At 65.3% G+C, this 13,367-nt stretch carries 4 protein-coding genes; 3 read left to right on the top strand and 1 reads right to left on the bottom strand.

Going from position 1 to position 13,367, the window contains the following annotated elements; translation table 11 throughout:
* On the bottom strand, positions 1-4,131 hold a 4,131-nt coding region (locus QQL85_RS10355), incomplete at its 3' end, for a beta strand repeat-containing protein (RefSeq protein ID WP_284368767.1).
* 412 nt (positions 4,132-4,543) lie between these two features.
* Between QQL85_RS10355 and QQL85_RS10350 the strand changes: the two genes are divergently transcribed.
* The 3 genes from QQL85_RS10350 to QQL85_RS10340 all read left to right on the top strand — a co-directional run bounded on the left by QQL85_RS10350 (position 4,544) and on the right by QQL85_RS10340 (position 13,366).
* On the top strand, positions 4,544-6,370 hold the full coding sequence (locus QQL85_RS10350) for a Hint domain-containing protein (protein WP_284353824.1): 1,827 nt from the start codon (positions 4,544-4,546) through the stop codon (positions 6,368-6,370).
* Positions 6,371-6,454: 84 nt separating this feature from the next.
* A complete protein-coding gene (locus QQL85_RS10345; protein ID WP_284353825.1) occupies positions 6,455-9,676 on the top strand; it encodes a hypothetical protein in 3,222 nt (1,073 codons plus the stop codon).
* A 30-nt stretch (positions 9,677-9,706) separates the two neighbouring features.
* Positions 9,707-13,366, top strand: coding sequence for a hemagglutinin protein (locus QQL85_RS10340; protein ID WP_284353826.1), 3,660 nt, complete (start codon positions 9,707-9,709; stop codon positions 13,364-13,366).
* Position 13,367: the final 1 nt, after the last annotated feature.

Below are 13,367 nucleotides of genomic sequence, written 5' to 3'. Positions count from 1 at the left end.
CTGCAGCGTGCGGCCGTTGGCGAAGGTGACGATCACGTTGTCATTGCTGCGCGACAACTGCAGCGTGGCCGGGTCGATGTCGGTGCTGAACTCAACCAGGTTCAGCTCGGCGCTGCTGAGGCTGCGGAAGTCGCTGATATAAGTACTTTGGGCAGCATTGCCAACGCGGTATGTGTCGCTGCCTGCGTCGCCGGACAAATCCACAAAGCCACCGATCAATGCCGCGCGTACATCGAGGAGGTCGTTGCCGTTGCCACCGTATGCTCGGCCATAGGCCAACGTCAGCTGATCGTCGCCATCACCGCCGAACAACTGATCGAAACTGCCATCGGCTCCGCCGTTCAGCGTGTCGGCGCCATTATCGCCACGCAACGTGTCGGCACCGTTGCCACCGGTCAGCGTGTCATCGCCGTCTCCAGCGGTGATTGTGTCATCGCCATCACCACCCTCCAGCACATCCTCCCCGGCATAGCCGTTGAGAACGTCAGCACCTGCGAAGCCTCTGAGGATGTCACTAAAGCCGGTACCGTCGAGCACGTTGTTATTGGCATCGCCCTCGAACAGGTTGACCAACTGCGCGACCGCTGCGGTTGCCACGCTGGCCACAGACTCGACGGTGCCGCCGCCGTCGGTGTAGTTGGCCAGCACACGCACATGTTGGCCTAGCAAGGCATTGCTTAACACCAGCGTGGTGCTGGTGGTGCCGGCGATATCGGTCCAATTGCTGCTGCCGTCGGCCGACAACTGCCACTGGTAGCTGATGGCGGCAAGGCCGTCGAGGTCTGCCAGGGTGTTCACGGCGGTCAGTGTCTGGGTTTCGGTGGCGTTGCCACTGATGGCCACCACGCCGGTTGGCGCATCGTTGACCGGCGTCACATCGACACTCAAGGTATTGGCGTCGATCGAGAAGTCGGTACCGTCGCCAACCTTGAAACCGATGCTGACATAGCCGTTGCCATTACCATTGGGCACCGGCACGAATTGCAGCTTGCCAGTATCGAGGTCGGCCTTGCTGATGACCTGGTCCTGAGCCACCGCGACCCAGGCACTACCATTGTTGTACTGCAGGCTGCCGAGCACGGGCAGGCTGGTGATTTTCACGGCGACCAGCGGGGTGTTCTGCGGGTCGCTGTAATTGCCAAAATCACTCGCTTGCAGCACTAGCGGCGTATCTTCGTGGGTGGTCACGCTGTCATCGGTCGAGCTGGGCGGTGAACGGAACATTGCAAGGACAGTCGCCAGGGACCAGACCGTGCCATTGGCGAAGCGTATTTCGCCGACTTGTGCCTCCCCACCAAGGAAGTACTCGACGACCGTGATGCTGTCGCTGGCATTCAGCGTCAGCAGTAGATCATTGACAACGCGCGTGACGGTCACCTGCGCTGGCTGGACGTCCTCGAGGAAAATGACGTCGTGGTCCGCCACTTCAGCGCTACGGTTATCGACGATGTCCGCACCGCGCCCGAGGAAATAGTGGTACACATCATTGCCGCTGTCGCCAGACAGGATGTCGTCATCATAGCCGCCGTACAGCTGGTCATCGCCAGCACCGCCGCTGACAACATCATTGCCCTCGTTGCCATCCACCAGGTCGTTGCCATCGCCACCGGCCACGGCGTCGTTGCCCACCCAGCCGTTGACGTAGTCATTGCCTGCAACGCCATTGAGCTGGTCGTCGCCCGCCGAACCGTTGAGATAATCGTGACCGGCGCTGCCGACAATGCTGTCATTTTGCGTAGTGCCGAAATACCAGCCGGCACGGTGCAGGATCTCAGCGCGATTCCACTCGGTGCCATCGGCAAAGCGGAAGGCTTGCACACCAAAGCCTTCGCCGGAGTCTTGTGGGTAGGCCAACCCCATGCTCCCAATGAACAGGCGATGCCCATTTGGAAATTCGATCAGCATGTTGCCCGAGTCATTGAAACGGTCAGCCGGCCTCACGAAGTGCAGGTCGCCGGGACTGATATTGGCCGAGAACTGAACGACGTTGAACTGTCCGAGCCCATTGTCATCACTGATGGAGAGGTCACCCGTGCCGTCAACCAGATATGTGTCGTTACCGGTCCCGCCAATCAGGTTCGCGCCACTGCCATTACTCAGGCTGCGGGCATCGAAGGTGTCGTTACCGGCCTCGCCCAAGAGGAACGTACCCACCTGGCCGTTGCCGACGATCAACCGATCGTCACCGGCACCACCCCAGAGGAAATCCACGCCGCCGCCCCCTAGCAGCGTGTCGTTGCCATCCTCGCCGCGCAACGTGTCGTCACCCACACCACCATCAAGGCTGTCATCGCCCGCCCCGCCGCTGAGCTGGTTGTTGCCTGCGTTACCCTGCAGTTGGTTGTTACTGGCGTTGCCGACCCCATCGAGGTTGGCCGAACCGGTCAGTGTCAGGTTCTCGACATTGCTGCCCAGCGTATAGCTGATCGAAGCCCGGACGGTGTCGCTGCCTTCACCCGCCACTTCATTGACCTGATCACCCGCACTGTCGACCTGGTAAAGGTCGTCCCCGGCACCGCCGTACATCGCATCGTCGCCAGTGCCGCCCTCGAGCGTGTCGTTGCCACCTAGCGCGCGGATCTCATCGTTGCCGCCCAGCGCCTGAATCAGGTCGTCGCCATTGCTGCCAAACAACACATCCGGGCCATTGGTAGCTCCCGCTTGCACGTTGGCGAGCAAAGTCGCCTTGGTCCACACGGTGCCATTGGCAAACTGGACACGGTCGATTTCGAAGTCCGCGCCCAAGTAGAAACTTTTGATGGTTAGCGTCTGGAGGTTGCTCGAAACCAGCATCACCAAATCATTACCACTGCGCAGAAAGCGCACATCCGCAGGGTTAAGGCCGGTCAGTTGCAGCGTGTCGACGTCGGCAGCCAACCCGCCGCTATTGTCGACCAGGTCGTTGCCGCCGTTAAGGCCATACACATAGGTATCGTTGCCCTGGCGGCCTGCCAGCCAGTCGTTGCCGAGCCCGCCATTGAGCGTGTTGCGGCCACTGTTGCCGGTCAGGCGGTTGTCGAGGACATTGCCGGTGCCCGCCAGGTTACCCGTGCCAGTGAGTTCGAGGTTTTCCAGGTTGGCGCCGAGGGTGTACGCGATGGATGCGCGGACCGTGTCGCTCCCCTCTCCCCCAGCCTCACTGATGCTATCACCCGCCTGGGCGATCAAATAAAGATCATCGCCGGTGCCACCGGCCAGGCTATCAGTGCCCGCGCCACCGTCGAGTACATCATTGCCGTCACCGCCGGCCAGGCTGTCGTTACCGGCACCGCCCAACAGCGTATCGTTGCCGGCGCCGCCTTGCAGGTTGTCGGCACCATCGCCACCGTCCAGGGTATTGTTGCCACTGTTGCCAATCAAGGTATTGGCCAAGGTGTTACCGGTGCCCTTGAGATTGCCGGTGCCCAACTGGGTCAGGCGTTCGACGTTGGCACTCAAGGTGTAGTCGATGCTCGCTTGCACCGTGTCGTCACCACTGTTGGCCGCCTCCACCACTGCATCGCCCTGGTCGTCGACCACATAGGTGTCGTTGCCGATGCCCCCCTCCATGCGGTCCGCACCGCTGCCACCGTCGAGCAGGTCGTTGCCACCGTTGCCGAACAACGTGTCATTACCTCCCAGGCCCTGCAGCACGTCATTATCAGGGTTCCCATTGAGAACATCGGCACCCGCGGTGGGCGTGACGGGCAGGTAGTAGAGATTGGCCTGGATCGCGCTGGCATTCCAGGTGGTGCGGTCGGCGAACTGAATACGGTCGATGGCATGGTTGGCATCGAGGAAATGCTGGCTGACCGTCAGGGTTTCGCCACTGGCCAGGAGGGTCAGCACCAGGTCATTGCCGACCCGGGTCAAGCGAATCTGACTGGCGTTCAGGTTGACCAGCTGAATGCTGTCGAGGTCATTGGCCTGGCCGCCGCTGTTGTCGATCACATCATTGCCGTAACCACCCCCGAAGCGGTAGCTGTCGTTGCCACCACCCCCGATCAATAGGTCATTGCCGGTTCCGCCGTCCAGGATGTCGTTGCCGTCATTCCCGTTGAGCGTATCGTTGCCTCCCAGGCCGTTAAGGGTGTCGGCACGCGATGTCCCGCTCAACGTGTTGGCACCATCATTTCCACTTATCGTCGCCATGTGCGTAACCCCTTATTGATCGGTGGGAGTTCGATTTTTAAGGATAGCGGCGCAATTAATACTTTCTGATTATGCCGTATGGATTAGTGGCCCTTTCATCGGAAATTGCCACTATCACCCGCGAGAACCAAGACACATTGATGTCAAATGGCCTCATTCCAAATCGCCTCCCTCTCCGCCACAAGCCCCGGATTCCGCCACCTCTAGCCTGTCCAAGTCGTTACTAAAACGCTTCCCGCCCAGCGTTTACGGGCACTTGCTCAGCACACAACGCTATTTCATACCCCCGAAACCACTGAAATAATCATTTGCAGTTTGCTACCCCCGCAACTATGTTTCGAGCACCCGGCGCTCAAAAGGAATTGGCACCCGGTGCCAGTGAGCCGCTAGCCACCACCTCAGGGAAGACATCATGGCGACTCGCGATTTCGTTCGAGCTGTGCGTCACGCTTTTCTTATGCTGGCCGTGCTTGGCCCACTGACGACCACTCCGGCCCACGCCGTACCACAGGCACTGCACGCCGAGGCCCAAGCCGAAATCAAGGCCCTCGACGCCGAGGTCAAGCCCGGCATCCCGCACCAGCTCGACCTGGCCAATCCGCTGCACTACCGCTACATCACCGAAACCTTCAAGCGCGCCGGGAAAACCCCGGAAAACGCGCCACAGCTGTTCCGCAGCCTGGAGAATGGCCGCGATATCGCGACCGCCGCGCTGAAGAAGAATGCCGCACAGCCCAGCAAGGCCCTGGCGGTCAATGCCACCGCCACAGACGGCATCCAGAACCTCAACTTCATCGCCACCTTCTCCCAGGACAACGGTGTCGGCGCCAAGCAGGGCGAGGCAACCCTCTCGGCCACCCAGCCGGGCTACCAGGCCACGGGGATTTCCTCGGTGGTCGGCGGCACCACCACCACCTCCATTGTCATGGAGCTGTACGAGGTGGAAACCGGCAAGGTCTACGCCACCAAGTCCAACAGCCAGTACGGCCAGGGCACGGACTTCCGCGTCCAGGTCGAAGGCCTGGTGCCTGCCGACGACGGCAGCCCGACCACCCAGGCCAAGGGCCTGTTCTACTACTACCCGGCCAACGCAGGTCCGGTCGCCTCGCCGGTGATCTTCGTGCAGACCTTCCAGGACACCGTGAACCCCACCAGCGCCTGCCTCAACCAGCCGAACTACTGCGTGCGCAACAGCGCCGGCAACTGCACCGGTACCTACGAAACCAGTTGCACCAACACCAAAGCCAACACCCAGCAGATCAAGCTGTGCTGGTACCGCGGCAGCCAGCAGGAGTGCGACTACTGGAACGCTAACGCGCACCCGACCGACTTCGTCTTCCCTCTGTCAGGCACGGCCACCTTCGCCAACAGCGTGGTTTCACCTGCGGCCGGGGTCACCTCGATCTATATCCAGAACCCCGCCGGCGGTGGCTGCAATGTGTTCTTCCAGCAAGGCAGCGTGCTCGACCAGCAATACTGGACCGCCAACGGCCAAACCATCTCGTGGAACTACCCGGCCTCGGCCTTCCCCAACAACAAGACCTGCATCAACTACTACGACGGCACCGCCGCCAACCTGTGGGTCACCGCCTATGTCGCGCTCAATGGCAGCGAGGGCCAGGAACCGCCCTTCGGCACCCTGAACTTCACCAGCGACCGCACCTACCTCGGCACTCCGGGGGTCAATATCATCCCACCGCTCTACATCATGCAGGGCTGCCTGGCCGCAGGCACTGAAATCACCCTGGCCGACGGCAGCCAGCGCCCGGTGGAGGCCTTTACCGGAAAGGGCGGTGAGTCGGTGAAGAGCGCCGATGGCAAGACCAGCGAGGTGCGCGGCACCACCCAGGGCAACGAGATCCATCCGATGATCCGAGTCAGGACCGATGCCGGGCAGAACGTGCTGGTCACCCGCACGCACCCGATGATCCTCGCCAACGGCCTGCCGGTGCAGGCCCGCTACCTGCGGGTCGGTGACGAGCTGACCAGCATCGACGGCAAGGCGCGGGTCACCGAGCTGACCCTGGAGCAGTACAGCGGCAAGGTGCACAACCTGCTGACCCAGCCCTACCCCACCTCCGGCACCTACTACGCCGGCGGCTTGCTCACCGGCGACGCCAACATGCAGCAGTCGCTGGCCTCGGTCAGCGAGCGCAAGGCGCTGCGCAGCCGCGCCGAAATCCGCGCCGCCCTGCCCAAGGAGTGGCTGCAGGACTTCGACAACACCCCCGACCAGTGACGCCTGCGGGGATGCGCCAGCGCGCATTCCCCGACGCCCTCTCTTTCCGGCGCCTTCTTTCCAGCCCTTCCTCCGGAGGCTCGCATGGCCGTTCACGCACAAGCGCAAAACAACACCGACCCGGTTATTCAGTCCGCGATCTACGACGGCAACAGCGTGCGGGTGATCTGGACCCCGTCGAGCGACACCTCGGTCACCGGCTATGTCATCCAGCTCGCCTGGCTGGGCGGCGGCGCCCCGGTGGTCGCTTACCAGAGCCAGGTGTTCCAAGGCCAGAACACTGGGATTGGCAACCTGACCTTGAGCCAGCCGCTGAACACCGACGTCACCTACCAGATCGTGGTCCAGGCACAATGGGGCAGCACTTGCGGGCAGAACAGCGCGCCAGTGATCCTGCCCACCGCGCGGCCGACCCTTGACGAGGCACTTTACGACGGCCACGGCCTGCAGGTGACCTGGCAGCCTTCGTGGCAGGCTGCGAGCGGCTACGAAATCCTGGTCGTGTCGCAAAACATCGGTACCACATACAACGTCCCGGTCAGCGGCCGACAGACCTCATCCGCGCTGATCGACAACGACAAGCTCGGCGGCGGCCTGGGCGACAGCTCGGAATGGGTGGTGTACGTCGCGGCAGTCGGCGAAAACAGCGCCAGCGCACGCTCCGATGCCGCGAGTTTCCCGCCGTCCTCGATGGCCCGCCCGGTGCTGGACAAGGCCAATCTGTACCGCGACGGCAATCGCATCGTCGCCCGCTGGACCGGCACCACTGCCAGCGGCGTGGTCGGTTACCGCCTGAGCGCCAGCAACCCGGCCAGCGCCACCCGCTACAGCCTCAACGTCCCTGGCACCAACGCAAGCAGCGCCACCCTTGCCCTGCCTGCCGCCCTGGCCGACAGCGAGAACTTCCAACTCTCGGTCACAGCCCTGACCGCCAGCGGCGCCGGCCTGGTCAGCCCGCTGACGCCGATCGTGTCGACCCGCCCGGTGCTGACCTCGGTGGACTACAACGGCACTGCACTGAAACTCGACTGGGTGATTCCCTACAACCCGGCGGTGACGGGCTACACCCTGCAGGCCGTTTCCCTGTCCAGCGGAGAACATTTCCTGGCAACTGTCAGCAATGCGGGCGCCACGTCCGGCAGCATTCCCCTGGCCGCGCCGCTGGACAGCACCCAGGCCTGGGTGGCGCAGGTCATCGCCAATGGCAGCGCCGGCGGCGTCGGCGCCGAAGGCGAGCTGCTGCCGATCATCACCGGCTGCGCCAACTTTACCAGCCTGGTGGTCAGCGCAGATGGCGGCAGCCTTGAGGTCACCTGGCAAGCCCCGGCCTCGGTGACCGGTGCCGAGCTCACCACGGTCAGCCTGCTGCTCGACGGCACGGTTACCAGCAGCCTGGGCGTCAATGGCAATACTGCGCGCCTGGCCCTGCCGGCCACTAGCGGCGGCGCGGCCCTCACCGTTTGCCTGGCGCCGAGCAGAGGCGTGGTGCGCAATACCAGTACCACCGCCCTCGGCGTGCCCGTGACGATCCCGCAGATCAGCGGCTGGGACACCGATGCCGTAAGCGCCAGCGGTACCCTGAGCTGGGCCGTACTCGTCGGCGCCCCCGGTTACCGCCTGAGCCTGCCCGGCGGCCAGCACCTGGACCTGACGGGCACCCGCACCACCCTCACCCCGGCTCAACTGGCCAATGGCGGCAACCCGGCCCAGGTCACCCTGCGCAGCGCCGGAACGGTCAATGGCTGCACCTTGATCGGCCCGGCCAGCGCACCTTTCGTCCTGGCGACTACCCCGGTGCGGGATGTCGTGGTGGATTACGACGGTGCGACTCTCAGCGCCCGTTGGAGTGTCGTGAACGAGGGCCAGAGCTACCGGATCTCGGTGCTGAAGACGGTATCCGGCACAACCTCCGTGGACCAGGCCTTCACCTCCAGCGCCGGCGTGCTCCAGCAAAGCTGGGCCTATACCCCGAGCACCCCCGAGGCGACCCTCAGCGTGGTAGTGCAAGCCAACCAGCCGGTGCTTGGCATCGACAATATCGGCCCGGCCAGCCAGGCTCCGGCCCTGTACCGCAGCGCCTTCATCCCCTCGGCGCAAGCGGCGTCGAGCAGCTTCCCACACCTGATCCCGGCGGCGTCCCTGAGCACCGCCCTCAGTGGCAGCGCGCCTGCCAGCGCACTGACCCTGTACCTGCCGCAGATCGGCAAGACCGACAGCCTGACCGGGCTGCCCATTTCCCAAGGGCCGTTCACGCTGGCAGCGGCCACGGGCACCCCCTACCCCTACAGCCTGGCGATCGCCTCCAGTGGCACCGACTCACCCTGGACCTTCGACACCCAGCCCGTGCGCAGCGGCCTGCTCAAGGCCTATGTGGCCTTTCTACAGGCCCTGGAAAGCGCCGGTGCTGCGGCATGGGGCATCATCGCCGTGCAGGACGCGCTGGCCCGGGCCATGCCGCAGACCTTCGAGGAGTCGCTGTACTACGCCTTCGGCCTGTCCTTCCCGTCGCCCGACACCGGCGCCACCCTCGGTTCGGTGGACCTTCGCCCGGGCATGATCTTGCGGGTCGCCGCCAGCCCGTTCCAGACCCTGTCGCAGTCGACCTCAGACCTGAAGTGGAGCAACGGCTATGTGACCGGACCGACCGTGGACTACCCGGTCGGGCAGTTCGTCGATAGCTCCGGCGGCATCAGCACCGGCTGGGATTCCTTTATCGGCCAGCTGGTCAGCGGCGGCGCGCTGTCGGTCAACCCGCCACCTTCCCATGACACCACCCAACAGATGGGCGGCGTCGCCGATGCCGCCGACCTGTACTTTCCGGCCTTCATCACCCCGTTTTACCGCCTGTTCTCACCGTCCGCCCTGGCCAGCGCCAGCGACCCGGCGGTCACCACCACGGTCAACAACTTCAGCCTCGCCGCCGCTGCCAGCTTCACCGCCCTCAGCAGCGCCAGCAACCTGCCGGGCGGCACAGTGCCGGTCGCCTATTTCCGCGGTCGCGTGGTGCCCAAGGCCTGCCTGCGGGTGACCCTCGACGGCACACCGCTGGTGGTCCCGGTCGGCACCACCGTGGCCAACCTGCTGGCCCAGGCTGGGCGCATGCCGGTGGCGGCGTCCCTGCCGGTGCACGGCGTGCGGGTGCTGCGTGGCCTGGGTGCGGCGGTACTGGACCCGAACGCGCCACTGGGCACCGGGGCCTGGCCGCTGCGCCTGGACTGGAACGGGCTGGGCAGCTACGGCCCGGGCTGGACGCCGCTGTCCGCGCCGCTGTTGGCGGGTGACAGCGTGACCACCCAACAGCCCTGATCTTTCAGCGTGTCGCGACAGGGAGCCGCCATGAGCGTACCGGTGTTCGAGCAAGTCACTGCGGGCCTGTACCGCCTATCCACCCTCGCCGAAAGCGGGCTGGAGCAGTACTGGGCGGGCTACCTGGCCAGCCCCGATAACGACCTTGGTGCCAGCGCCAGCCTGGCGCAGACCTGGGCCGACCAGGGCGGCGCCTACCTGTTTCTCGGCAGCGCGCCGGCCGATCCGGCGGCCTTCGTCAGCGACCTGCGCGCGCTGTGGCCGCGCCTGTCGCCCAAGGGCTGGCTACGCCTGCTGTGGCTCGCCAATCCGGCGGACCCCGCCAGCCAGTGGCAAACCCATGGCATCGACGCCCTGCCCGCCAGTGCCGGCGACCCGGCGGGCATTTGGCGCGTGGTACGCGATAGCGCGTTCAATCTGGGCGGGTACGCCGTGACTGTACATGGCGCAACCCGCTTCAGCGCCAGCAGCGACAGCCTGCTGTTCGCCGCCAGCGGCCTGGCCTTCACCGCCCCCGGCGGGATCTATCCACCGATCGAGACGCAGTGCCCGCTGCCCTTGGCCGGCGCGCAACTGGGTTGCCTGACCTTCGGTATCCGCGCCAGCCATGGGGGCAGCGAAGAGGCCGACGATATGCAGCGCCTCGGCGTCATGCTGCGCTACGGCGAGGCCGACGCCGACAGCCGGGTGGGCGAAGTCAGCATCATCGACATGCCCCTGTTCCGGCAACTGGACGCCACGCCGTTCGACTTGGCGTTGGCCTTCGATCCGCTGAATCCGGAACTGCCACAGCGCAGCGCGCTGGTCTTCGCCACCGCCGAGGGCCAGGCGCCAACCCTGGGCTTTGCCCAGCTCAGCAATACCGGGCACGCCACCCAGGCCACGCCTCGCGCCGGCAGCGGCGTGCTGCCCGGTGCGCGCCTGAACTTCGGCCGTACCCCGCTGTTCGATGCCCCCGATGCCGCCAGCGCCAGCCTGGTCTGGCACCTGGCGCCGGATGGCTTGTTCGACCTCGGCACGCCCCGTCAGGCGCGCAGCAGCGACGGCAATACCCGACTCATCCTCGGCGTCTCCGGCACCGAGACCGTGGTGCTGCCGCAAGACGGTGCCTCGCTGCTGCTGTTCCAGGCCAATGGCGCAGCCTATCTGCCGCCCGCTGACGAGAAAACGAACAGCGCCACCCTGAGCGATCTCGGCACCACCGCCTGGGCTACCGTGCTCTCCGATGGCGGCAGCGGCCGCAGCTACGGAGCGCAACCCCCGCGCGCGCCGCTGTTCAACGCGGCCCAGGTGCCGGTGGCAGGCTTTCTCGCCTACCTGAACATGAATGCCGCCACCCTGCCGACGTTGCAGGCCAGCCAGCAAAGCGTACCGACGGTGTGGCCCATGGGTGTGTACGGGCGCATCGCCGCCAGCGCCATCGATCAGGCCGCCCACCTGGAAGACGCCGCCCTGGCACCGACCCGACGCACCCTGATCGGCCTGCCGCCCCAGCAAGCACCGCGCAGCGCGCCCACCGGGCGCCTGCGCCTCGGCACGCAGGCCAATGCCGCCGACACGCCGCCGCTGGGCGTCACCCCCAGCGGCCTGATCGCCGTGCTCGACCCGGCGCAATCGGCCTGGGCCGGCATGCTGTTCGCCAACATGCCGCAGTCGAGTACCGGGCAACTGATCCTCACCGAGGTAAAACCACCTTTTCAGGCAGCCCTGCAATCCAACCAGATGTTCATGGTGGTGGCCGATGTCGACACTTTCATGGACGAAGGCAGCTCGGTGGCCTATCAGCTGACCGCCGCCAACGCCGTGTCACGTCTGCTCGCTGCCGGGGTGCCAGCCGCCCAGGCCCAGGCGATCAACACCGCGCTGAAGGCCCTCGGCTATCCGGAATTCCCCAACGAGACCGCGTTCGACGCTGCGGTATCGGCCAGCGCCGGCGATTACCTGGCCGAGGCCGAGTCGGCCGCCGGGCTGCTGCGCGCCGATATCGAGGGCTGGACCTTCCAGCTCTCGCCGCGCGCCTGGCGCAAAGACGCCCTGACCCCGACCCTGATGCTGTTCAAGTACTGCGGCCGGGCCATCACTGACCTGGCGACCGACACCAGCGCCTGGTGCTGGCCGGACGTGGCGAAGGCCCCGGACGGCAGCCTGGCACCGACCCTGGCCGCCCTCCACGCGGTGATTCTCAAAGCGCGCCTCGCCGCCCTCGACCCCAATACCGACGACGGTAATCCGCTGGCGCTGTTCTACCACGAAGTACTGGACAACCCGCGGTGGAACGGTGTGCTGTTCCTCAATGCCCCCATCGACTTCCAGGACATGCCCTCGGCCCTGCGTTTCATGGCCGCCGGCGTCGACCGTACGCGCTTCTACGCCCACCACATCGGCTTTTCGCTGACGCCCTACACGCCCCACGACGGTATCATCGAACTGGGCCAGACCGCCGCGTTCGGCCTCATCGACTACAACGACCCGGACGACCTGGTGGCCTCCACCACCATTCCCTTCGGCTACAAGACCCTGTCCATGCGCGTGCGCTTCGACAATGCGCGGGTGGTGGACTTCTCTGCCCAGGCCGAGCTGATGGTCAACCGCCTGTTCGCCTCGTGGCTGGCCAAGGTCGACCGTGCGCGTGGCAACAACCTGATCCTCACCGGCAGCTACCAGCGTATTGGCGGGCAGCCGAGCTACTCGTTCAGCTTGCTGGGCGACAACGTATTCCAGAGCAATGGCGCGGCCCTGGCCAATATCGATATCCGCGACTGTCGCATGGAAACCGCCGCCGCCCCGGTGGACGGGTTGCTCACCGCCAATTTCGTGTTATCCGGCCGCCTGGGCTTCGTCGAGATACCCGAATTCGACCTGTTCGGGTATGGCCCAGGTGACGTGGTCAACGGCTACCTGAGTTTTCAAGGGTTGGTGGTGGCAATGTCCTTCGCCATGGAAAACCCGTCGGAGCAGCGCTTCACCTCCGGCGAAGCCGGCGTCAACTTCGACACAGGCCCAGGCGCCTCGCTGGCGCGTCCGGCGTCGCTGATAGAGAATTTCCCGCTGCGCCTCGACGGCCTGGTCGCCGCCCCCGACCTGGCCCCCGCCGGCCAACCGCCACAAGGTGCGACCCCGGAAAGCCTCGGTTTCACTTCCATTGGCGCGCCCCTCGACCAGCAGCCGCTGGCTGCCCCCTGGTTCGGCCTGAGCATGGCCCTGGACATGGGCACCCTCGGCGCCCTCAGCGGCGCCATCGGCCTGAAGATCACCCTGCTCGCCGCCTGGGGGCCAGAGCCGGTGGCGGGGGATCCGCCGGTCTACCTGGGGATCAAGCTCGGTATGTCCAACGCCCTCAATGGCAGCCTGCCGCTGCAGGGGGTGCTCAAGCTGGGCTTTCGCAACTTCCTCTTCGAGACCTGGCGCGACAGCGACAACCGCCTCAACTACCTGCTGCGGATGCGCCGTTTCGCCCTCTCGGTGCTGGCCTGGAGCTTCCCGCCGGGCAATGCCGACCTGATGCTGTTCGGCGCGCCGGGCAGCCCGAAGACCTCGCTGGGCTGGTATGCGGCGTATCTAAAGGACGAGGACAAGAAGAAACAGCAGCAGGCGTTGCTGGCCGCCCCGGCGCCGCGCCAGGTCGCACGGCGTACGCCGGACGGCAGACGTCTCGCCCGTTCCGGGCGGCGTACGCCGCCGGTTATCTGAA

The sequence above is a fragment of the Pseudomonas putida genome (assembly GCF_030159595.1).
Taxonomy (GTDB): Bacteria; Pseudomonadota; Gammaproteobacteria; order Pseudomonadales; family Pseudomonadaceae; genus Aquipseudomonas; species Aquipseudomonas putida_AC.
This window is presented reverse-complemented; position numbering and strand designations above follow the sequence as displayed.

Bases quoted from the DNA above. Each gene is read 5' to 3' on its own strand.
- QQL85_RS10350 (WP_284353824.1), top strand. From the start codon at position 4,544: ATGGCGACTCGCGATTTCGTTCGAGCTGTGCGTCACGCTTTTCTTATG.
- QQL85_RS10345 (WP_284353825.1), top strand. From the start codon at position 6,455: ATGGCCGTTCACGCACAAGCGCAAAACAACACCGACCCGGTTATTCAG.
- QQL85_RS10340 (WP_284353826.1), top strand. From the start codon at position 9,707: ATGAGCGTACCGGTGTTCGAGCAAGTCACTGCGGGCCTGTACCGCCTA.